The sequence below is a fragment of the Paenibacillus sp. Paensp38 genome (assembly GCF_059491915.1).
This window is the reverse complement of sequence record NZ_CP168516.1, coordinates 1379906-1403611: the sequence shown is the minus strand read 5'-3', so window position 1 is coordinate 1403611 and position 23706 is coordinate 1379906. Positions and strand designations below refer to the sequence as shown.

The window sequence follows — 23706 nt, the reverse complement described above, 5'->3', positions numbered from 1 at the left end:
CGTCGTCATTAGTAAACGCCGTCTTCACCAAATTTCTTGGCCAGTCGATTGGAGCCCATAATCAGGATTAAACCTACCACACCTTTAAAAAGCCCTACCGTTGTACTAAAACTTAATTGTCCATTCTTTAAGCCCGCAGTATAAATGTAAGTGTCAAAGATTTCGGCAACTTCGCGGTTTAAGGAGTTCAATAGCAGATACATATGCTCAAAGCCCAAATCCAACGTGCTACCGATCTTCAAAATTAACAATGTAATAATGACTGGGCGGATCGCAGGCAAGGTAACGTGCCATGTCTTTCTCAGGCGTCCAGCTCCGTCCATCTCTGCTGCCTCATACAATTGCGTATCTACCACTGTAATCGCAGATAGATAAATGATGGTAGACCATCCCAGTTCCTTCCAAATCACTTGCCCGATGTAGACTGTTCGCAGCCATTGCGGAGAAGTTAAGAAACTGATCTTCTCACCACCTAGCGCGGCAATCATTTCATTCAGCACCCCACCGTCTACGGTTAGGAATACATAAGAAATCGAAACAATGATAACCCATGACATAAAGTGCGGGATGTAGATAATGGTTTGGATAATGTTCTTAAAGAACATCTTCCTGACTTCGTTCAGCATAAGCGCCAAAATGATGGGCAATGGAAAAAAGATTACAATGTTCAATGCAAACAAAACCAGCGTATTGCGAAGCAGCATAAAAAACGTAGGCTCGGTAAACAAACGAATAAAATGCTTCATGCCTACCCATGGACTGCCTGTGATTCCCTGAAAAGCTTGATAATCCTGAAATGCAATCACCAATCCCCCCATAGGAAAGTACTTAAAAATAATGAAGTATACCAGTCCGGGTAAAACCATTAGATAGAGCAGCTTGTGTTTCTGCATTCGTAAAAGGCTTTCCGTCGTTCTTTTGTTCTTTTTCATTTTCATGTTTGGTGCGGGGACACTTGAAACTTTCATTAGTTCGACCTCCTTCAAACGTTCCTGTATACGTTTTCAAGAGTATGCGATTTTCAGCATTCCGCATATAATCACCAAATGATAGCGTTTACAAAATTGGGTGTGCAGCCTACTTTTCAACCTTTCACCTTAGCTAATGATTACTACACAACCTAATGATCATTCGCTTTTTTCCAGGCTTAGGGAACACCTCAAGATTTGATTATATACGGAATTCTTTCCTCTTGATAAGGTTGCCATGTAAACGATTACGAGGAGGTCAACCACATTGACACAGCCATTACGAAAACAAAAATTACGAAAAAAAGAATCGCTGGGCAGCCGTATCTTCAACATTGTAAACAGTACACTATTGATTCTCATTGCCCTCACATGTCTCTTACCTTTTTTGAATATCATCGCCAGCTCTTTTGCCTCAACCGAAGAAGTGATAGCCAAGAAGTTCATTTTATTCCCAGTTACTTTTTCCTTGGATGCCTACCGCTATATTCTGTCGACTCCCACCATTTTTAGAGGTCTCGGGGTTTCGGTCGGCGTAACGATCGTCGGTACAGTTGTAAGTATGATATTTACTGCTTTTATGGCTTATGGATTATCCCGAAGATATCTACTCGGCCGCAATACGATTAACTTCATTGTCGTGTTTTCTATGTTGTTTAGTGGGGGGATGATTCCAACATTCCTGGTTGTAAAAAGCATGGGGCTTATCAATTCGTATTGGTCCTTGATTCTTCCTGTCGCCATTAATGCGTTTAACCTGATTATCATGCGTAACTTCTTTCAGGCGCTGCCAGATGATCTGGAGGAATCAGCCAAGATGGACGGGTGCAACGATTTTGGTATCTTCTTTAAAATTATGTTGCCATTAGCCCTGCCTTCTATTGCAACCATCTCTCTATTCTACGCTGTTGCCTACTGGAATACGTATATGCACGCCATTCTCTATATCAATGATTCTGCCAAATGGCCGATTCAAGTCTTGCTACGTCAAATTGTAATCGTTTCCAGTGGTATGCAGGCAGAAGGAACTGCTGTAGATGTCATTCCGCCTGCGCAGACGATTAAGATGGCGGTCATTGTCATTGCGACCGTTCCGATGTTAATCGTGTACCCATTTGTGCAAAAGCACTTTGTCAAAGGAGCTTTGTTAGGAGCGGTTAAAGGTTAATTGGCTTGCTTCATCTTTCGGTAAGCTCCCGGTGTAACCTGTTCCTTTTTCCGAAAAGAGCGGATAAAGTTTTGCGAATTATGATATTGCAGTCGCTCGGCGATTTCTTTAATCGTCATATCTGTCTCAACGAGCCACTTCTTACCCATTTGCAGCCGGTAGCCCATCAGATATTCACTAAACGTCGTTCCGTATTCTTTTTTGAAAATACTGCTTAAATAATTCGGATTGTAATGAAGTCGGTCTCCAATGAGTTCTAATGATAATTCCTGGTCATATTCAGCACGGATAATAGCAGCAATTTTCTCCGAGAGACAGCGGAATTGCTGGTTGGTCTTCTCCTTCATGCTTTTTACCATGGGGAAAATAACTTGCTCTATCAGCATACGTTCTATCTCTTCCGGGTTACGGATGTCCAGCAAACGATGATACAAGGCATGATTGTCTTGCGTCAGCAGCACTTCAATCCCTAATAGTTGCTCTAATTGGATGAGGTTATTCACAAACCGTACCAACAGCACCTCAAAGTTCATGGAATGATTGTTTTTTACCATCATTTCCTCCAATAATGAGTGCACGGTATGATATACCTGCTCTTCGTCCCCTATTCGGATGGCATCAAATAGTTTTGATTCCAATTCCGTAGGATAATGGAGCAGCACCGGACCTGAAATGACCATGGAAATATCTTCATAAAAAATAATCGACTCTTTGCCTAAATTTAAACGGTGATGCAAAGCTTGCTTGCTCATCTCACAGGCTTCTTTACTTTCTAATAAGTTATCATACGCCGTACTAATGCCGATGCTGATGGAAACATTTAAATACTCTTTTACGTTTCGAACCAAAAGGGTCGCATCATCCAAGACTTGCTTTCTCATTTCCTGTTCGCTCAACCCTGTCAAAATTAATATGGTGGCCTGAGTGTTATCGTTCAAAATGATGGGAAGCATTCGCTGCTGCTCTGGAATCGTTTCTTCTACGATTTTGTTAATAGCCAGCAGCAAAACATCTTTATCCGAGGGCTCTCGATCTCCCAGATTATCCAGTTGGACTAACAAGGTAATATACATTTGATTCTCGATCTGCGGATAACCCAAGCGTGGCATTTTTCGTGCCAATTCCTCTGCAGAAATACGTTTGCGGAACAGGTTGAGAATCAATTGGGTTTCCAACTGTGGCATTTCGGACTGAATGAGACTTTCCAAGCTTTCCTTCTCGGTTACAATGTTATCGATGGAATTAATAATCCATTCAATTTCATTTTTAGAAGGTTCATTTTTGAAAGCAAAATTAGGATTTTTAGGCAAGCTTCGTTTTATTTGCTGAAATGGCTTTGTAAAGTAAATGGCAATGAAGTACGCCACTACCACCATTAAGAGCGTTAATACAAGTCCCATCATGATGATCCCAAATTTGGTCGTTTGAAAGGCATCCGCAATTTCTTTTTTATCTAATACTGTTAAATAAGTCCAATTGTTATAGGCAGATTTGGCGTAAATGACTTGTCGTGCAGGCTGCTGATCCGTTTTCTCCAAAGTTAGCATACCTGTGTTGCTCGGCTTCACTGTGGCTTCTGAAATATGCTGGAGCTGCTGGGTGGACAATAATTGTTCGGCAGGCTGGGTTTCATACATTAAATCGCCTTGATTATTCAAGATAAAAACAGCCATATGATCCTCGGTTTGAATCGTATGATTTAATGTTTGCAGCGAAATATCCGACAGAGCAATGGCTTGCTTCTTCTTAGAGAATACAGGCAAGGTATTAACAAAACGAATCCCTTTATCTGTTTTAACCCAGAATAGTCCCTGATTCTGATGGTCGATATAGGTATTAACCAGCTTCTCCCTTTCTGCTTTCGTCAAATAAGACAGGCTTCCATTGGAGATTCTCCAATTCTGATCCAGACTGATGAGTGAATATTCCGTTCCCTCTAATCCCATTGTAGCAATATAATTGAGCTGAGTATTCACATTCCGATACGCTATAAAATCTTTTTCTGTAATGGGATTTTTCACAACATCATTAAAGGAACTGGTCGTGCTATACGTATTAAAAGCATATTCAATCGTTTGAATTTTCTGCTCCAGGCTATTTCTGATCTGTGCCATATAGCTTTGCTTGGTATTGGAAACCCTCTCCACAACGGAGCTAATTGTTGTAAAATAGATGTAGCTGCCAAAACTGGCCACAAATCCTATTCCTAAAACCAGAATCGTAATAAAAATGGTGTAGAACATTCTTCCTTTTTTCATTGCGCTCCCCCTCTGGCTCTTTGCATCACATCAAAATTATAGCGCTTTCATAACAAGGTTTAAATCATTTTTTTCACGTGTGCATTATTTTTTACATCCGTATCATTCCAATTTAAGTCGATTTTGTTTGGTTGGCGGCAGTTAAAAAGAAATTTGGAGGAATTACTTATGTTACATGTTGTTAGTCCTAAAGAACCGATTGTAAAAGAAGAATTTCCGTCAGAAACTTCCTTTCTCTCCCTCTATCCCGTAGCAGTTGGTGAAGCTCGTCCTTTTATATTGGTATTACCTGGCGGTGGTTACGAGCATTTGGCCTCACATGAAGGAGAGCCTATAGCTCGGTGGTTAAACGATCTAGGTATTCATGCGGGTGTGCTGGAGTATCAAGTCGGTGATTTCGAGATTACTTCCTTGTTGGAGGATGTAGAACATGCTCTGCAATGGATTCGCCAAACATCGCATGACTGGCTGGTCATCCCTGACCAAGTGGGGCTCATCGGTTTTTCAGCAGGCGGTCACTTGGCCTCCATTGTCTCCACTATAGGGACGGTAAAGCCAGATCTTCTGTTGTTGGGATACCCTGTAATTTCATTTTATGAGCCTTATACACATATCGGAAGCCGTACGCATTTTTTAGGGGAACAGCCGACGCTGGAACAGCTTCAAGCCTTTTCATCCGATCGGCAAGTGACTTCAAAGACACCTCCAACTTTGATGTGGACTACAGCCAATGATGGCGCTGTACCGGTAGAAAATAGTCTGTTGTTCGCTTTTTCATTATCCAGGGAACGTATTCCGTTTGAACTGCATGTATTTGAGGAAGGACGACACGGCTTGGGACTGTCAGAGGACAACCATGAATGCCATCAATGGCTCAATCTGGCGGAAACTTGGCTTCAAAAACATGGATATGCTCGGGCGAGACAACAGATCACAACTCGACTGTTTATCGCCGGGGACTCCACTGCAGCTCAAAAAGGGGCTACCGAAAAACCGATGACAGGCTGGGGTGAACACTTGCAAAGCTATTTGGCACCGTCTGTTCATGTGGACAATCGTGCTGTCAATGGGCGAAGCACCAAATCTTTTATAGCAGAAGGCCGATTAGCTGATATTGAAAAAGATATTCTAGCTGGAGACTATCTGTTTATTCAATTTGGACACAACGATGAGAAAAAAGAAGACCCCACTCGCTATACCGATCCTGATGGAGATTATCGTCAAAACTTAATTCATTACATTCAGTCCGCTAGAGAGCGTGGTGGAATTCCAGTGCTATTGACCTCTGTAAGCCGCCGCCGATTCACCGCAAACGGTGAACCTGATCCGCTGGCTGTAGGAGCCTATCCCGCTGCCATGAGACAAGTAGCCGCGGAAACCAAAACACCCCTGCTCGATATTTTTGAAGCTTCTCAGCAGCTTTATCGTTCCATGGGTGAAAAAGAGTCCCAGCAGCTATTTATGTATTTGCCTGAAAAAGCGCACCCTAATTACCCCGCTGGTATAACGGATAATACCCATTTTTCTGACAAAGGAGCCAAACAGGTCGCCCAGCTTATAGCGGAAGCCATTCGTCAGTGTGCGGAACTGTCTGCATTAAAACAGCGTATGGTAGAAAGGAATCTAGACAGCGATGAGAGACTTGCACATCAACTTGTCAACTGATATCAAGAACTAGAAAGAATACAAATACGAAAAACGGGCTTGGAGCTAATCACTCTGACGTCCGTTTTTTATTCCGTGTGGATCAAAGACTATACAGCCAGGAGAATAGTTCAAAAATACAGTACAATAAAATGAATTTCTTTAATTGTTATATTTTAATTATTTTGTATCTTATAGGACTTTAGAATCGTTTTTTTGTATTATTTTGACAACATTTGTCGAATAAAGCGAAATCAATAATTTTACATGGTATATTTTAGGAGCTCATATCATACATCAGGAGGAATTTTTTATGAATACTAAGAAAATCTTATTAACAACAGCAATGTCTTTGGGGCTAATTGGTAGTATCATCGTCCCTAGTGCGTCCGCAGCAGTAGGTCCTTCGCCAGTAATTACGCCTGTTGTAGAAGTTAACGGAGTATATTACAGAACGGCTACATTGCCACGAAATTATTCCTATGCGCTGTCAAATTACCCGGGCGATACTTATAAAGTGGTGAGCGGAAATGTCACAGTCTCCTCTTCCGGCGTGGTAACAACCACCACTGCAACGAGCGCAAGAGTAGAAATTTACGGCGGTAACGGTAAATTGAGAATGGTGTATACCGTCAAGGTAAACTAAGGTTGGAATAAGCGTTCCTGGGAGTACGGAGTCAACGATCATTATCAAAATGGTGATTTGATAGCGAGTTTTTTAAGCACTGTCCGTTTATTGGGACAGTGCTTCTTTATGGGGCGAGTAGAACTCATACTGCTATTTTATCAGTAGAACTCTATATTAATTTTCATTGAACTCTATTTAACGACCTCTTGAGAAGTTTTATTTAAATGATCCTCAAAACTGCTCGAACGTCCTCTTTTCTAAACTTTCGTGAGATCAATAAAGATACCCAAAAAAATCCAAGTCCCCCTCGCTCCAATCGATCTTTCCTACTTTTTTAATCATTATTCCATCAATTTCCTCAAAGCCTATTCCATTTGTAATCATTTTTTCATTATCAATTTTTAACCATTTAATTTTGTTCTTTACAGGCTTATATCCATTTCTTAAATACAAGTTCATATTATCTGCACATAAAAGTATAAAATCAATATTTCCTGTAACGGATAATTTTTCAATTTCTAAAAGCAGCGCTGAAGCTATTCCCTGTGATCGAACATTTTTTGAAACACACAAATCAATTAAACCCAGTACTCTTATGGATTCTCCGTTTAGATTCATTATCCTATAATCTAATCCAACATGACCTATAAGTTGATATTCATGGTTAAAAGCTAGAAGTCTAAAATGAGGAAGTTGCTTGAAATAAATTCTATCCTTAGGGTAGATTTCTGAAAAACTGTCGATTAATAATGTTTGTATACTGGCTGCTAACTCTTCACTTATGTCATGTTCAAAAACTTGATCTATTTTCAAAATACCACTCCATCCTTGAACCCGCATTAGCACTAGCTTAATAAAGAGGCTTTGGCAAATTCAATTTAACATCATAAAAAAGCATCCTCGATGATCCGACCAGCGGTGGAGTACGAGCCTTATCCGAAACAAGGTCTGTCTCAATGAATACCGTGGGCAGTTCAAAATTTCCTTTTCCCTCTATAAACAACAAAAAAACCCTTGCTAAGCAAGGGTTTTTGAGGAAATGGGCCCTGAGGGACTCGAACCCCCGACCAATCGGTTATGAGCCGACCGCTCTAACCAACTGAGCTAAGGGCCCTCAAAAAAATATGTATACTCACGTCACACATTCATAACAGCAACGTTAATTAATATACAACATTTTCTTGTGTTTCGTCAATAGTCTTTCGAAAATTTTCTTTTTAAAAATTATTTTTGTGGACTTACGGAATAAACCGGACACCATAACGACCTTTGCGCGAGCGGTACACCTCCACTGCGCGGGGATCATTGTAGCCATACATCCAGCCGTCGTGCTCCAACCTTTTTGCCAGACATCCTGCCTGAAATTTAGTCGTGTACAGTCTGCCATAGTAAATCCAATACATCCGAGCTCCCTCTTTTCACATGATGGTAGGAGTTAGTGTAACCGGATCGAATTCGATTTACACGGCCTGGGCCATAACAATCTACAATGGTTAGCAAAGAGTACGAATCGCTCTAATCATTAGACCTATTGGCCTCTATAGCTCATCTTATTTACCAAAGGAAGCGGGGTCCTGGCGCCAGGAACGCAGCAGTTCCATCTCTTCTTCCTGAATGGTTCCTTCACGCAAGGCAACGTTCATCAGGGCTGTATAATTGGACAAGCTTTGCAGCTCCACACCCGCTTCTTCAAAGGCTTGAGTCGCTTTGTCTAGCTGGTAGCTGAAAATGGCCAGTACCGCTAATGGCTGAGCGCCTGCTTGTGCTACGGCCTGTGCTGCTTTAATGGAGCTGCCTCCTGTAGAAATAAGATCCTCGATAACCATAACCTTCTGACCTGCACTAATACGGCCTTCGATTTGGTTTTCTTTCCCATGTCCTTTGGCTTTGTCCCTTACATAGGCCATTGGCAGATTTAGCTTTTGCGCCACCCAGGCTGCATGAGGAATCCCTGCTGTAGCTGTCCCTGCAATGACTTCAGTTTCGGGGTATTGCTCACGAATAAGAGCAGCAAATGAGTCTGCGATCAGCTCGCGCACCTCCGGGTAGGACATGGTCAGGCGATTGTCACAGTAGATTGGCGATTTAATGCCGGATGTCCATGTAAAAGGCTGTTGTGGGCGCAATGCCACCGCCTGAATACGTAACAGATGGGATGCAATTTGCTCAGGTATACTATTGAATGTGGTCATACTTGTATCATCTCCTCAATAATGTGTTCCGCTGCGGCGCGTGGGTCTGCTGCTGCGGTGATAGGACGTCCAACGACAATGTAGCTGCTGCCTTGTGCAATGGCTTGGCCAGGTGTAAGCACACGCGACTGATCGCCTGTAGCACTACCTGCCGGGCGTATGCCAGGAGTTATCGTCTTAAAGTCTGATCCACATACAGCACGAATGGCAGGTACTTCCAAAGGTGAAGCTACCACACCATCCAGTCCCGCCTCACGGGTCAGTTGTGCGTAACGAACCACTGCATCCTGTACCGTACCAGGAATACCTAATTCCTTATTCATGGTCGTCTGATCCGTGCTGGTCAGCTGTGTGACTGCAATAATGAGCGGCATGGAAAGCGAGCTGTCTGCGGAAATAGCTGCTTCTGCACCAGCTTTAGCGGCTGACATCATATTAACGCCCCCAGCAGCATGTACGTTGAACATATCTACACCTAAGCGGGTAATGCTCTCTGCCCCTCCCCGCACCGTGTTAGGGATATCATGCATTTTCAAATCCAGAAATACGGAGTATCCTCTGGACTTTAGTTGTTCTACAAAAGCTGGCCCTGCACTATAAAACAGTTGCATACCTACTTTTATATAACAAGGAATCCCTTCTAGCTGCCGAATTAACTGCTCAGCCTGTTGTGCATTGGGATAATCTAACGCAACCATCAGCCGTCCTGCCATCTGCTGAAATGCTCCATTCACCGTTCTCCATCCCCTTTTTACGTCAATTCGGGTGCATTTGCCCGTGATAAAGGACATCCGTCAGCCGAAGCTGATGAATGTCCTTCCCTGTGCTACTTATTTCCTCACATCTATTCGTAACGCATTATTTGCTCAGGACCGGCATGGATTCGGATGTGAAATTGATCGTTTCCAGCATTCTTAGCAAAGCGCGTACTGTATCCAGTGAGGTCATGCAGACAATGCCATTCTCAACTGCTTCGCGGCGGATACGGAATCCATCACGCTCTGGCGTTTTGCCTTTGGTCAACGTATTGAAGACAAAGTTGGCTTCACCCGTGCGAATCATATCCAGGATGTTCGGATTACCTTCGCTCAGTTTGTTGATCGTGTTCACTGGAATATTGGCCTGCTTCATAGCAGCCGCCGTTCCACCTGTTGCAATAATTTTATAGCCCAGTCTGTAAAAGCCCTGCATCAACTCGACAGCTTCTTCTTTATCCTTATCTGCCACTGTAATGATGATCGCCCCAGTGGATGGAATTTTCATACCAGCTCCCACAAGTCCTTTGTACAGTGCTTTGGCATACTGAATATCGCGTCCCATAACTTCACCTGTCGATTTCATTTCCGGGCCCAGCGTCGGCTCTACACGGCGCAGTTTGGCAAAGGAGAATACCGGAACCTTAACCGAGACATAATTACTTTCAGGCCATAGACCTTCTGAATAACCTGCATCTTTAAGCTTACCGCCCAAAATAGCCTGTGTAGCCAGATTCGCCATTGGGATATTTGTTACTTTACTCAAGAAAGGAACTGTCCGCGAGGAGCGAGGATTAACCTCGATCACGTACACCTCGTCTTGATGAATAACAAACTGGATATTTACCAGACCGATCGTTTTCAATTCCTTAGCGATGCTGATTGTAATTTCCACAATTTTTTGTTTCAACTCGGCAGACAAGTGCTGTGGTGGATACACCGCGATAGAATCACCTGAGTGAACCCCGGCCCGTTCTACATGCTCCATAATGCCTGGTACCAATACTGTCTCGCCGTCGCAGATGGCGTCAACCTCAACTTCTTTACCCAACATATAACGGTCGATGAGCACCGGATGCTCTGGATTGATTTTAACCGCTTCTTCCATGTACCGCAGCAATTCCGTATCTGAGTACACGATTTCCATAGCGCGTCCGCCCAGAACGTAGGATGGACGTACCAGAACTGGATAGCCCAGCGCCTGTGCGGTTCCTACTGCTTCATCAACTGATGTGACCGTGTTGCCTTTAGGCTGTGCGATAGCCAGACGAGACAAAAGTTGCTCAAACTTCTTCCGGTCTTCCGCTTCATCGATACTTTCCAGACTCGTACCCAAAATATTCACGCCTGCCGCACTCAGTGGAGCTGCGAGATTAATGGCCGTTTGACCCCCGAACTGGACGATAACCCCAATCGGTTTTTCCTGCTCGATAACATTCATTACATCTTCGAAGAAGAGCGGTTCAAAGTAGAGGCGGTCGGATGTGTTAAAGTCCGTAGATACCGTCTCCGGGTTGTTATTGATAATCACTGCTTCGTAGCCCGCTTTTTGAATAGCCCATACCGCATGTACGGTGGAGTAATCAAATTCAATCCCTTGCCCGATCCGAATCGGTCCGGAACCGAGTACGATAACTTTCTCTTTGCTAGATGGAATCACTTCATTTTCCACCTCGTAAGAGGAGTAGTAGTACGGAGTTGTGGCTTCAAACTCGGCTGCGCACGTATCTACCATTTTGTAGACCGGACGCAGGTTTTGAGCTAGACGGAATTCACGTACCTCACGCTCGGTTGTCATACTGTCGTTTTGGCCCATACTGCGAATCTCGGCGATCGAGCGGTCGGTAAAGCCTTTACGTTTGGCCTGATAGAGTGTTTCGTAGGTCAGCTCAGATTCTCCAGCGATAATGGCTTCGAACTTGATGATTCCCTCTACCTTATCGAGGAACCACCAGTCAATTTTTGTCAAATCTTGAATCTCCTGCTGCTGCCAGCCGCGACGGAACGCCTCAGCTACCAAGAACAACCGCTCATCATCTGCTTTAATCAGACGATCCTTGAGCACGTCATCAGACAGCTGATCGGCTCCCTTAAGATGCAGACGGTGTACACCGATTTCCAAAGACCGTACCGCTTTCTGGATGGACTCTTCGAATGTGCGTCCGATGGCCATGACTTCACCCGTTGCTTTCATTTGCGTGCCCAGCTTGCGGTTGGCAGAAATGAATTTGTCAAATGGCCAGCGTGGTATTTTGCTTACGATGTAATCCAATGTTGGCTCAAAGCAAGCATACGTCTGTCCCGTTACCGGATTCACAATTTCATCCAACGTGTAACCCAGTGCAATTTTGGCAGCCATTTTAGCAATCGGATATCCGGTTGCCTTGGAAGCGAGCGCCGAGGAGCGGCTTACGCGCGGGTTTACTTCAATGACATAGTATTGATAGCTGTGCGGATCAAGCGCAAACTGTACATTACAACCGCCTTCGATATTGAGGGCGCGGATAATTTTCAGAGAAGCAGAGCGCAGCATCTGGTATTCGCGATCTGACAGCGTCTGACTCGGAGCTACGACGATACTGTCGCCAGTATGCACGCCGACTGGATCAAAGTTCTCCATATTACAGACAACGATGCAGTTATCATTGCCATCACGCATGACCTCATACTCGACTTCCTTCATGCCTGCAATACTTTTTTCCACCAAACATTGTCCGATTGGACTGTATCTCAAGCCAGAGCTGACGGTTTCACGCAGTTCTTCTTCTGTGGAGCAGATACCACCGCCTGTTCCCCCTAGCGTATAAGCCGGGCGAACGATAATTGGATAACCGATTTCGTTAGCAAATTCTAAAGATTCTTCCAAGGTTGTTACAATGACACTCTCTGGTACAGGTTGTTCCAACTCGCGCATCAAATCACGGAACAGATCACGATCTTCGGCTTTTTCTATCGAATTCAGTTGAGTTCCCAGCAACTTGACGTTTTCACGCTCCAGCACTCCGGCGCGAGCCAGTTCCACTGCCATATTCAGACCTGTCTGTCCTCCCAGCGTAGGAAGCAGACCATCTGGACGCTCTTGACGGATAATCTGTGTTACAAAATCAAGTGTAATCGGCTCGATGTATACTTTGTCTGCCATGTTGGTGTCTGTCATGATGGTTGCCGGATTACTGTTGATCAGTACTACCTCGACGCCTTCTTCTTTGAGCGCTTGACAAGCTTGTGTACCAGCATAATCAAATTCTGCTGCCTGACCAATGACGATAGGACCGGAACCGATCACGAGTATTTTTTTAAGTTCTGTATTTTTCGGCATATTAGCGCTCTCCTCTCACTGCGGCGGCGATAGCAGCCTGACGCGGTTGCTTTGGATAATTTCTTTTGTGCTCACGGATCATGTCCAGAAAGCGGTCAAACAGGTAACCATTATCGTAAGGTCCTGGTGCAGCCTCTGGATGATATTGCACCGAAAACGCGGGATACTTGGTATGTTTAAGACCTTCAATCGTTTTATCGTTGTTATTAATATGCGTCACTTCAAGCTCAGTACCTTGGATCGAATCCTCATTCACCGTGTAGCCGTGATTTTGTGATGTGATAAAGCAGCGTCCGCTCTCCAGTTCTTTCACCGGATGGTTACCACCGCGATGTCCGAATTTCAGCTTTTCCGTATCCGCTCCCGAAGCTAAAGCGAACAACTGGTGTCCCAAGCAAATTCCGAAAATCGGATATTCCCCTAACAGTTCTGCTACCGTACTAACGGCATGGGGTACGTCTTTTGGATCTCCAGGGCCGTTAGACAGCTGAATACCGTCCGGGTCCAAGCGACGAATTTCCTCAGCCGTCGTATCATGTGGAACGACAACTACATCGCAGTCCCGTTTATTCAGTTCGCGCAAAATGCCGCTTTTTGCACCGTAGTCAATCAATACGATCCGCTCTCCGTTGCCAGGACTGCTGTACGGATGAGGTGTAGAAGTCATAGGAACCTGATTGCGCAGTTCTTCAATGGTCAAGTCAGACATCATTTCTTTCAGTTCTTCCAGCGGCTGGGAACCAGTCGTCAAAATGCCCTTCATCGTGCCGTGATGGCGAATAATCCGGGTAAGCATGCGGGTGTCGATGTCGCTAATGCCAATGATGCCATATTCCTTCAGCAAATCGCCCACGCTGTATTGAGCACGCCAGTTACTTGGCGCTGGCTCGTAATGTCTAACAGCAAAGCCATGGACATAAGGCCGTACCGATTCAAAGTCATCACGAGTAATTCCATAGTTGCCAATCAGCGGGTAAGTCATCGTTACGATTTGTCCGCAGTAAGAGGGATCAGTAAGCACCTCTTGATAGCCTGTAATCCCTGTGTTGAAAACGACCTCGCCTGTTTTATCACCTTCCGCACCAAATGATGTGCCTGTAAACAGCGTGCCGTCCTGAAGTAACAATCTTGCCTGCATCCCGTCTCACTCCTCTATATTGTTTCCTGCTATAAGGTTCTATTTTTTTAGTGGTTTCTATTTATTTTGCTTCGTCAGCAGACCATACCAGTTTGCCATCTACCCAAGTTTTCACAGGCCAGCCTTTGAGCTTCCAGCCTGTAAAAGGAGTGTTGCGTCCTTTGCTGGCAAACGTTTGCGGATCAACTGCCTGCTCCTGCTCCAGATCAATCATGGTCAGGTCAGCTGGAGCCCCTTCTTCCAGGCGTCCCGTATCAAGGCGGAAGACACGCGCTGGATCAGCAGTCATACGACGCACCAGAAAGTCCAGCGTCCACTGTCCGGTAGCTACGAATTTCGTGTACAACAGCGGGAAGGCCGTCTCAAATCCAACGATCCCGAATGGCGCCAGCTCCATCCCCCTTGCCTTCTCTTCCTCACTGTGCGCTGCATGGTCGGTTACGACGATGTCAATCGTACCGTCTTCCAGTCCCTCGATGCATGCCTGCACATCACGCGGGGAGCGTAGCGGAGGATTCATTTTCCAGTTCGCATCCAGCCCAGGGATATCCTCATCTGACAATACCAAGTGGTGCGGGCATACCTCAGCCGTTACCTTGATGCCAAAAGATTTCGCATGGCGGATTAACCGCACTGACTGCTCCGTGCTGACATGGCATACATGATAGTGTGCCCCGGTTGCCTCGGATAGTAAAATGTCCCGTCCGACGTGAATCGCTTCAGATTCGTTCGGAATGCCTTTAAGCCCGTGGCGCTTGGCAAATTCGCCGTCCGTCACTGCCGCTCCTTCAACAAGTGTGTTATCCTCACAGTGTGCAATAACCGGCATATCCAGTGCTTTGGCCCGCGCCATGGCGTCCTTCATCATTTGCGCGCTTTGCACCCCGACACCATCGTCAGTAAAGCCGATGGCACCTGCTGCTTTGAGCGCTTCAAAATCTGTCAGCTCACGACCCAGTTCGTTTTTCGTGATGGCTGCGTAAGGAAGAACCTTGGCTAGCCCCGCTTCCTGTCCCTTTTTCAATACCAGCTGAACTGTGTCCACATTGTCCGTCACTGGACGTGTATTTGGCATGCAGGCAATCGTCGTAAATCCGCCTTTCACCGCCGCGCGGCTACCCGTTTCAATCGTTTCTTTATATTCAAAGCCGGGTTCTCTCAGATGCACATGCATGTCGATTAAACCGGGGATGACCAGCTTCCCCTGGGCGTCAACTTTCTCGACTTCGCGCTCCTGCCCAGATGCGCCTTCTTCCATAAGTAGGCTGATTCCAGCATCCGCACTTGCGATAGCCAAAATCTTTCCGTCGGCGATTAGGATGGATTTCAATTCAGCCTCACCCTGCTCGTTCAATACGCTTGCATTCATAATTAATTGTTTCATCTGAAATATTCCTCCGCTCAGTTTTTTGCAACTTTTCCCTACGATCCTACTGACAGCTTCTACAGCTTCATTGCCCGTTCCATAACCGCCATGCGGATCGGAACCCCGTTTGCCATTTGAGGAAAAATTCGCGATTGTTCGCTTTCCACAACTGCACTATCAATTTCCACATTCCGATTCACTGGAGCTGGATGCATGATAATCGTTCCGGGCTTCAGGTTCGCTGCTCTTTTCTCTGTCAAACCGTACTGCTCTCGGTATTCATCCGCTGAGCGCAACATCCCTTCGGCATGCCGTTCCAGCTGTACCCGAAGCATCATGACCACGTCCGCTTGTAGTGCCTCTTGCATCGGAACATAAGGCGCGTAGGCCGCAAGATCAGGTGCTTGCATATTATCAGGAGCGCAGAAGCTTACCTTGGCTCCGAATTTTTGCAAGGCCCACAGATTCGAGCGAGCGACACGGCTGTGCAGAATATCTCCTATGATGGACACTCTCAAGCCTTTAAGCTCACCGAAAGTTTTGCGCATGGTGTACAGGTCCAGCAGAGCCTGCGTTGGATGCTCATTGTTGCCGTCCCCCGCATTAACCAGTGGGACACTGACCTTCTCAGCGAGCTCTTGCAGCACTCCGGCTGGCTTTAACCGGATGACTCCTGCATCAATGCCCATGGATTCGAGCGTACGTACTGTATCGTAAATGGACTCCCCTTTTTCCACACTGGAAGCCGCAGCGGAAAAGTTCAAAACCTGAGCGCCCAGCCGCTTCTCTGCCATTTCAAAAGAAAAGCGGGTACGAGTGCTGTTTTCAAAAAACATGTTGGCCGCAAAGCGTGATTGCAGTACTGGAACCAGTTTTTCTGGTTGAGATTCCCAATAATGAGCGCGATCCAGAATGGACTCGATTTCATTTCGGCTGAGTTCCTTTAACCCGAGTAGGCTACGTTCTTTAAGTTGACTGGCTGTGGTGATCATAGCTGTTCCCCCCGGTTCTGAATGATTGTCACTTCGTCCTTACCGTCCGTCTCTTGAAGGGCTACTACGATTTCCTCAGATTTGGAGGTCGGGATGTTCTTGCCGATGTAATCCGGACGAATCGGAAGCTCACGGTGTCCGCGATCCGCTAGTACTGCCAGCTGAATCATTTGCGGTCGTCCGCAGTGCATCAATGCATCCATCGCCGCGCGGATGGTGCGGCCTGTGTACAGCACATCGTCAAAGAGAATGACTTTCTTATCATGAACCGATACGTCAGCAGGATTCATCAAAAGCTCTTTTCCATTTCCTTTAGCTTCGGCTACGCTGTTCCGGTCATCCCGGTAGGCTGTGACGTCCAGCTCTCCCCATGGAATTGGTGCGCCTTCAATCTCAGCAATTTTTTCAGCCAGGCGTTGCGCCAGATGAACTCCGCGTGTTCGAATACCTACTAGCACACAATCGTCAATACCTTTGTTTTTCTCCAAAATTTCATGTGCAATCCGTGTCAATGCCCGACGAATCGCAATTTCATCCATCAGTACATGTGTTTCATTACTCATGCTTCCAGCCTCCTCAGGTGATGTTCCCTTCAGACCTGGTCCCGTGTTCGGATACAAAAAAGACTCCTTGCCCAAGTTTGGCAAGGAGTCTCGTGTGAACAGTCTTCTACTGTTCTCCGATCTCTCGGACACACTGAAGACATACCGCCGCAGCGGATGCACTGATCAGTGATCCATTCACGTTACCTTGCCAGCCTCACGGGACTGATTTAAAGGTGCTATTCAGGATTTCCTTTGTCCTGCTTCTCATAGTGTGAGATGGTTAGCCATCTCTTGGACAAAGTTCATCGCAACTACAAGAAGTATGACAGATTGAAAATCGTGTGTCAACACCCGTTCAACCGGAACCACCGGAAGCACTTTAATAATTATACAATGTAATTGTATAATTATCCATAGTTGTTTTTACCCATGCCTTGTCTCACAATAAAAAAACCGCCATTTAGGCGGTTTAACTTAATAATTTATTCAGGTTTGTGAATAGGAATGCAAATCACCATTGTTTTAACGACTACGCAAGGATGCTAACACATCCTCCATATCAGGAGGAATCGGTCTGCTGAATTCCATGTATTCTCCAGTGGATGGGTGCTTAAAGCCCAGTACCGCCGCATGCAGCGCCTGACCATCCATACGAACCCCTTTGCTGCGCCCATACATAGGGTCACCAACCAATGGGTGTCCAATAAATTTCATGTGAACACGAATTTGATGTGTTCGTCCTGTTTCCAATTGAAGTTCAAGGAGGGTATAATCCCCCAATCGTTCAATGACGAGAAAATGGGTGACGGCATGCTTGCTGTTACGTTCCGTCACTGTAAACAATTTGCGATCACCCGAATCGCGGCCAATCGGAGCATCTACCGTTCCCTGATCGTGGCTCAAATGACCGTGAACTAAGGCTATATATTTCCGAGTCACACTATGATCCTTAAGCTGTGCTGCAAGTGATGCGTGAGCCTGATCATTTTTAGCCGCCATTAGCAGTCCTGATGTATCCTTATCAATACGGTGAACAATACCAGGACGTAATTCCCCGTTAATGCCCGAAAGATCGTGACAATGGTACATCAGTGCGTTAACTAATGTTCCCGAAGAGTGTCCCGGTGCAGGATGCACGACCAGACCACGTTGCTTGTTAATAACAATAACGTCCGAGTCCTCGTAAACGACATCCAACGGAATATTCTCTGGAACAATATCTACAGTTTCTGCTTCCGGTACTGATAATACAATCCGGTCTCCTTCAGCCAGCTTGTAGTTCGCCTTAATTGTCGTACCGTTCACCAGCACACGACCATTTCCGATCCACAGCTGTATCTGAGAACGAGACACTTCCTTCATTTCTTCGGCGATATATTTGTCAATACGCGTTTTGGCATCCCCGGAAGCCGCTGTCCATTCCAGAGATTCACCCTCCAGTTCGTCCTCATAAGACAGACCTGCGGCTTCGCCATTTTCATTCACTTCGCTCATGCTATGACTTCCCTTCGATGCTATCATTGCCATTTCCCTTTTCCCGACGCGATTCCAGCAATGTATCCAAAATAATCAATGCTACACCGATGACAATTGCCGAATCTGCCACATTAAAAATGGGGAACGTATAGCTTCCAAAATTAAATTGTGCAAAATCAACCACTTCCCCTGAAATAGCCCGATCCAGAAAGTTACCGACTGCTCCCCCCAGCACTAAACTTAGCGCAACAGGAAGTAGCTTTTGTCCAGCCTTAACTGTTTTTCGCAGATACCAGACGATACCAATCACCACTACAATTGTAATCACGATAAAAAGCCAACGTTGACCTTCCAAAATCCCAAAAGCAGCTCCACGATTACGATGGGAGGTGATTAAAAAGAAATTGCCGATGACTGGTATTTGTTCGTACAATTCCATTCGTGTAGCCACCAAATATTTGACTCCCTGATCAATCAAAAAAATTATTAGCGCAATACCAAAATAAATCACAGTCCTTCGTCACTCCGATCCGCTTATATCCGTTGTTGAACCCATTTATTGTAGCATAAGCGTTCTCAGATCGTCCACGAAACCCGCAAGCTATCAAGCACAGACCATCCATAAAATGAACTCCTTCGCATTTGATTAGAATTTCCTATGTAAAAGAGGTCTTCCCGGTGCAAACTACAAGGAGCATACTCGACACAACGCATGCGCATGAAACCTAGAACAAGGAGAGGATTCCATGTCCCCATTGACGGAGCAACAATTGCAGGGTCTGCGTAACGAACTGCTGGAACGCAAAAAGGAAATTGAGCATCGCTTGCAAAACAACGACCATTACGGACTCGGTGATTCACAGCGCGATCAAACCGGTGAGCTTTCTCCCATTGATAACCATCCAGGCGATCTGGCTACCGAAACCTACGAGCGAGCCAAAGATATTTCCTTATTGGAGCATGATGAGTTTCAATTGGAACGTATCAAATCAGCCTTGATGGCAATGGACAAGGGGACCTACGGCATTTGCGCCGCCAGCGGTAAACCTATTCCCTATGAACGGCTACTGGCTGTTCCCTATACCATTTACTGCAAAGAGTACAGTCCCGAAACAGAAGTGTCTAACCGCCGCCCAGTGGAGGAAGAATTTCTCGCTCCCTCGTTCGGCAGAACGAGTCTGGATGAGCGTGATGATCAAAACGGCTTTGACGGTGAAGATGCCTGGCAGATCGTCGAAAATTGGGGTACCTCTAACACCCCAGCCATGGCCGAAAGCGGAGAAATCCACAGTTATGATGATATGGAAATTGAAGCAGGCGATGATAATATGGGCTTCGTAGAACCATACGAAAGCTTTGTTGCTACTGACATTTATGGACAAAATGTATCCGTTATTCGCAGTTCCATTTATCAGCGTTATATCGAAGATGGCGAGGGCGAAGGTCTACTGGAGCCGGATACGCACGAAGACGAATCGTGAACTTCAAGGTGGAAATCGCTTCCTAATAGGTAGTAAGCTCCAATTGTCGTTGTACGATCCGTACAATATCAGCGATATAATCACCGATAATCGGCAAATTCAACGCTCCGAGCACTTGCAGCACATAAATAATGGTAGCGGCAAAAAAAGTAAAACCTAGCGCAATGCCGATTCCCCGGGAAACGCCTGATATTAGATTTAGCCAGAGCAATCGCCAAGGCTTATTCAACAGCAAAGCGTAATCTGCAATACGTGTCCGTTCCATCTGCTCTGAGACAGCACGTATCAGCTTTTCAACACGACTTAATCGCTCTGTCTGATTACCTATTTTGCTTTTATCTGTGGCTATGGCAGCTCCTTCTCCGTTCATCCCTCGGAGACTCCTCTTCTGTCTACGCCTTGATCGTGCCGTCATGTGCACAATCCCCCTTTTCCCATGGCTGCCCTGAACGCAGCAAACGAGCCGAAGCACGTAACGGAGAAAACCCGTTTCCGATGCTTAGGCTCGTTTTTATATGCTGCCTGTTATTGTATTATGGGACAGGGGGCTTGTAATTATTCCCCAATATGAACGCCGATGGTTTTACCGTTCACTTCCACATGTTCTGCCGGTTCGGCTTGACCAAATGTCACAGTCGTAACCAATACGTTCTCACGCAACACAGTGTCGAAGCTTGCGATGGCCTGGCGCAGCTCGTTATCTACATCCAACGTCAATGCCACATACTTTTCAATCGGCAGATCCAGTTTTTTACGGTAATCCTGTACCGCACGAACCACTTCACGTACCCAGCCCTCTTGCTCCAGCTCCGGTGTAATGTCCGTGTTCAACGCTACCGTTAAGCCATAACCGGAAGCAGAAGCGAAGCCTTCTTTCGCTTTTTTCTCTACCAGCAATTCTTCAGCTGTAACTTGTAGCTCTTCACCTTCTGGAGAAGCGACATTTAACATTCCCTGTTCTACAACAGTACGGGTATCCTCAGCAGACATTCCTTTGAAAAAGTTTTGTAGGAAAACGACATTTTTGCCGTATTTCTTGCCTGCTACTTTCAAATTCAGTTTCAGTGTAAAATCTACAAAGCCGCTATCGTCCGTCTCAACATGAATATGCTTCACGTTAATCTCATCTTTGATGATCTCCTCATAGCCACTCAGTTCAAAATCTTGATCCATGGATAGAATCAACTCGGACAACGGTTGACGCGTTTTCAAACCCGTTTCGTTGCGGACGTTACGCGCCAATTCAACGACACGACGTGCCGTTTCCATATCTCGTTCCAATTCCAGATCGATCAAGGATTCATTGGCAGTCGGATAATCATCCAGATGAACACTTTCCCCGTTACTCAGGTTGAGGTAAATATCCTCTGCAAGCAGTGGTATAAACGGCGCAAGCAGTTTGGCAGTCGTTAACAGCACTTCAGTCAGTGTACGGTATGCATCCAGCTTATCTTCTGTAAGACCATTGCCCCAGAATCGGTCGCGTGAACGACGGATATACCAGTTGCTCAGCTCATCCACAAACGACTCAATTGCTTTGGATGAGTTCAGGAAGTCATTTACAGCCAGCGCTTTGTCCACTACCAAAATCAGGCTGTTCAGACGGGACAAAATCCAGCGATCCAACTTATGAGCCGATGGTTTGAACGGGTGCTGTGCCGGATCAAATCCGTCGATATCCGCATACAGAGTCAGAAATGCGTGTGTATTCACAAGCGTATCTACCAGCTTCGATTTAGCCTCACCTACGATGCCTTTGGAAAAACGTTTGCTATTCCATGGTGCACTATCGGACAGCAATGCCCAGCGGAAAGCATCTGTACCGTACTCGTCAATCACTTCCCACGGATCAATAACATTACCCTTTGATTTGGACATTTTCTGCCCTTGCTCATCCAGTACATGGCCTGTCGCCATGACAGCTTTATAAGAAGCTTTGCCAGTCAGCATAGTCGAAACCGCAAGCAAGCTATAGAACCAGCCACGAGTCTGGTCAATCCCTTCACAGATCATGTCTGCCGGAAATTGTTGCTCGAACGTTTCATTATTTTCAAAAGGATAATGATGCTGTGCAAACGGCATGGAGCCGCTATCAAACCATACGTCGATCACTTCCGGTGTACGAGTCATTTCGTATTTACCGCATTGGCTACGAACCTTAATATCATCTACATATGGTTTGTGCAGCTCGATGTCCGCTGGTACGTCGCCAATCGCACGTTCCCTCAATTCAGCAATACTATGCGGAGCAAACTGTTCTCCAGTTTCCTCACAAACCCAGATGTTTAGCGGTGTACCCCAATAGCGATCACGACTGATGTTCCAATCCACCAGTTCCTCCAAAAACTTGCCAAAACGTCCTTCACGTACATGACCCGGATACCATTCGACTTCGCTGTTGTTGGCAATCAGTTGATCCTTGATCGCAGTTGTTTTGATAAACCAACTGTCCATAGCATAGTACAATAATGGAGTATCGCAACGCCAGCAGAACGGATAGCTATGCTCGTATTTTTCCTTGCTGTACAGCAGGCCTTTTTCGGACAGCATTTTTACAATATCTACATCACAGTCTTTCACAAAACGACCTGCAAAATCAGTGATTTCCTCTACATAGTTACCTTGAAGATCCACCACGTTGATGAACTCAACACCATTTTCACGACATACCCGGTAATCATCTTCACCATGCGCTGGAGCCATATGAACGATACCTGTACCGCTGGAATCTGTTACGAACTTCGCACCCAGAATCTGATTACCCTTCTCAACCTGAAAATACGTAAATGGCGGGGTATAGGTTTGGCCAACCAGTTCTGAACCAGATAGCGTGCCAATCACTTCATGCTCGCCTTTAATTACGTCTTCAACCAGATTTTTAGCAACGATGTATACACCGTCTTCCTGCTTCACACGTGCATATTCCAGTTCAGGGTTGACGGCGAGCGCCACGTGACTCGGCAAGGTCCAAGGTGTTGTCGTCCAAGCCAGTACATATTCACCACTACTATGCAACTTGAACTTGGCCGTGGCACTCAGATCCTTTACATCTTTGTAGCCCTGCGCTACTTCATGAGAACTTAGCGTTGTCTGACAATCCGGACAATACGGACTCACACGATGACCACGATACAGCAGATCTTTTTCATGAATGGTCGCCAAAATGTTCCATACGCTCTCGATATAGTTATTATCCAATGTAATGTACGGGTTATCGAGGTCTGTCCAGTATCCGATCGCTTCGGTTAGATCACGCCATTGTTGCTCGTACTCAAACACGCTCGCCTTACATTTTTTTATAAACTTTTCAACGCCGTATTCTTCAATTTCAGGTTTATGGGAGATCCCCAGTTGCTTCTGTACACCTAATTCTACCGGCAAGCCATGCGTGTCCCAGCCTGCCTTACGTACGACGCGGTATCCCTTCATTGTCTGATAGCGGCCCACAAAATCCTTAATTACACGGCCCAGCACGTGACCGATATGCGGTTTACCGTTAGCTGTTGGTGGGCCCTCATAGAACACAAAATTTGGCTTTCCTTCACGATTTGTAATGGATTTACGGAATGTGTCCTCCTGCTTCCATTTGCTCAGGATGCGCAGGTCACGGGACCGTGCTTTTTCTTTAACATCCACTCTGTTCATACTGTCATACTCCCTCTCTGCTCATCATTGATTTCCCTAGCATTTCCTAAAAAAAGCAACAAAAAAAGCCCCATCCCTGTAAAGGGACGAGACTGTGCTCGCGTTACCACCCTGATTCCGTAAAAATAGAC

The 23706-nt window shown here is 45.7% G+C and carries 19 protein-coding genes, 1 tRNA gene and 1 other annotated feature (1 of these 21 running past the window's edge); of the genes, 4 read left to right on the top strand and 16 right to left on the bottom strand.

From position 1 onward, the window contains the following. Window positions 1-8 precede the first annotated feature (8 nt). Window positions 9-968, bottom strand: a complete 960-nt coding sequence (locus tag ACEN8J_RS06330) for an ABC transporter permease (protein WP_023989418.1) — start codon at window positions 966-968, stop codon at window positions 9-11. A gap of 268 nt (window positions 969-1236) precedes the next feature. On the opposite strand from ACEN8J_RS06330, the gene ACEN8J_RS06325 reads away from it, so the two are divergent. Next, window positions 1237-2136 carry a carbohydrate ABC transporter permease gene (locus ACEN8J_RS06325; protein WP_013311057.1) on the top strand — a complete coding sequence of 300 codons (900 nt, stop codon included), beginning with the start codon at window positions 1237-1239 and terminating at the stop codon, window positions 2134-2136. Here the strand turns inward: ACEN8J_RS06325 and ACEN8J_RS06320 are convergent. Next, on the bottom strand, window positions 2133-4394 hold the full coding sequence (locus tag ACEN8J_RS06320) for a helix-turn-helix domain-containing protein (RefSeq protein WP_069010294.1): 2262 nt from the start codon (window positions 4392-4394) through the stop codon (window positions 2133-2135). The two genes, ACEN8J_RS06325 and ACEN8J_RS06320, sit on opposite strands and share 4 nt — an antisense overlap. 168 nt (window positions 4395-4562) lie before the next feature. On the opposite strand from ACEN8J_RS06320, the gene ACEN8J_RS06315 reads away from it, so the two are divergent. Together ACEN8J_RS06315 and ACEN8J_RS06310 are read left to right on the top strand one after the other, a co-directional pair. Beyond that, window positions 4563-6059: a GDSL-type esterase/lipase family protein gene (locus ACEN8J_RS06315; RefSeq protein WP_340885896.1), complete on the top strand. Its 1497-nt coding sequence runs from the start codon at window positions 4563-4565 to the stop codon at window positions 6057-6059. A 292-nt stretch (window positions 6060-6351) separates the two neighbouring features. After that, window positions 6352-6684 carry a hypothetical protein gene (locus tag ACEN8J_RS06310; protein ID WP_340932636.1) on the top strand — a complete coding sequence of 111 codons (333 nt, stop codon included), beginning with the start codon at window positions 6352-6354 and terminating at the stop codon, window positions 6682-6684. A gap of 255 nt (window positions 6685-6939) precedes the next feature. Here the strand turns inward: ACEN8J_RS06310 and ACEN8J_RS06305 are convergent, their stop codons facing one another. From ACEN8J_RS06305 to lspA, 12 genes are all read right to left on the bottom strand, one after another. Further along, entirely contained in the window at window positions 6940-7479 is a 540-nt protein-coding gene (locus tag ACEN8J_RS06305; RefSeq protein ID WP_029517731.1) for a GNAT family N-acetyltransferase, read from the bottom strand. Between the two features lie 227 nt (window positions 7480-7706). Next, window positions 7707-7780 (bottom strand) — tRNA-Ile (locus ACEN8J_RS06300). Between the two features lie 124 nt (window positions 7781-7904). Then, window positions 7905-8069, bottom strand: coding sequence for a hypothetical protein (locus ACEN8J_RS06295; protein WP_014282411.1), 165 nt, complete (start codon window positions 8067-8069; stop codon window positions 7905-7907). A 147-nt stretch (window positions 8070-8216) separates the two neighbouring features. Then, entirely contained in the window at window positions 8217-8858 is a 642-nt protein-coding gene (gene pyrE / locus ACEN8J_RS06290; RefSeq protein ID WP_013311063.1) for an orotate phosphoribosyltransferase, read from the bottom strand. Then, window positions 8855-9649, bottom strand: a complete 795-nt coding sequence (gene pyrF, locus ACEN8J_RS06285; RefSeq protein WP_080658631.1) for an orotidine-5'-phosphate decarboxylase — start codon at window positions 9647-9649, stop codon at window positions 8855-8857. Before pyrF ends, pyrE begins: the two co-directional genes overlap by 4 nt. A gap of 67 nt (window positions 9650-9716) precedes the next feature. Next, window positions 9717-12932 carry a carbamoyl-phosphate synthase large subunit gene (gene carB, locus ACEN8J_RS06280; protein ID WP_340932641.1) on the bottom strand — a complete coding sequence of 1072 codons (3216 nt, stop codon included), beginning with the start codon at window positions 12930-12932 and terminating at the stop codon, window positions 9717-9719. A 1-nt stretch (window position 12933) separates the two neighbouring features. Then, on the bottom strand, window positions 12934-14070 hold the full coding sequence (carA, locus tag ACEN8J_RS06275) for a glutamine-hydrolyzing carbamoyl-phosphate synthase small subunit (protein ID WP_029517734.1): 1137 nt from the start codon (window positions 14068-14070) through the stop codon (window positions 12934-12936). A gap of 61 nt (window positions 14071-14131) precedes the next feature. Further along, the gene (gene pyrC, locus ACEN8J_RS06270; protein ID WP_165149116.1) at window positions 14132-15454 is read right to left on the bottom strand and encodes a dihydroorotase; all 1323 of its coding nucleotides are present in this window, start codon (window positions 15452-15454) and stop codon (window positions 14132-14134) included. 59 nt (window positions 15455-15513) lie between these two features. Then, window positions 15514-16428, bottom strand: coding sequence for an aspartate carbamoyltransferase catalytic subunit (locus tag ACEN8J_RS06265; protein ID WP_023989427.1), 915 nt, complete (start codon window positions 16426-16428; stop codon window positions 15514-15516). Beyond that, complete coding sequence (gene pyrR / locus ACEN8J_RS06260) at window positions 16425-16991, bottom strand: bifunctional pyr operon transcriptional regulator/uracil phosphoribosyltransferase PyrR (protein ID WP_029517736.1); 567 nt, start codon at window positions 16989-16991, stop codon at window positions 16425-16427. Before pyrR ends, ACEN8J_RS06265 begins: the two co-directional genes overlap by 4 nt. Window positions 16992-17495: 504 nt before the next feature. Beyond that, complete coding sequence (locus ACEN8J_RS06255) at window positions 17496-18467, bottom strand: RluA family pseudouridine synthase (protein WP_165149110.1); 972 nt, start codon at window positions 18465-18467, stop codon at window positions 17496-17498. A gap of 1 nt (window position 18468) precedes the next feature. Beyond that, the gene (lspA, locus tag ACEN8J_RS06250; protein ID WP_023989430.1) at window positions 18469-18960 is read right to left on the bottom strand and encodes a signal peptidase II; all 492 of its coding nucleotides are present in this window, start codon (window positions 18958-18960) and stop codon (window positions 18469-18471) included. A gap of 235 nt (window positions 18961-19195) precedes the next feature. Here lspA and ACEN8J_RS06245 point away from each other — a divergent pair, with 235 nt between their 5' ends. Continuing rightward, entirely contained in the window at window positions 19196-19930 is a 735-nt protein-coding gene (locus ACEN8J_RS06245) for a TraR/DksA C4-type zinc finger protein (RefSeq protein WP_069010288.1), read from the top strand. Between the two features lie 22 nt (window positions 19931-19952). Here the strand turns inward: ACEN8J_RS06245 and ACEN8J_RS06240 are convergent, their stop codons facing one another. Beyond that, window positions 19953-20300 (bottom strand): DUF5665 domain-containing protein, encoded by a 348-nt coding sequence (locus tag ACEN8J_RS06240; protein ID WP_029517740.1) that lies wholly within the window; start codon window positions 20298-20300, stop codon window positions 19953-19955. Window positions 20301-20485: 185 nt separating this feature from the next. Further along, window positions 20486-23575, bottom strand: coding sequence for an isoleucine--tRNA ligase (gene ileS / locus ACEN8J_RS06235; protein ID WP_495594348.1), 3090 nt, complete (start codon window positions 23573-23575; stop codon window positions 20486-20488). 79 nt (window positions 23576-23654) lie between these two features. Then, window positions 23655-23706, bottom strand: a binding site (T-box leader); it runs 230 nt beyond the window's last position.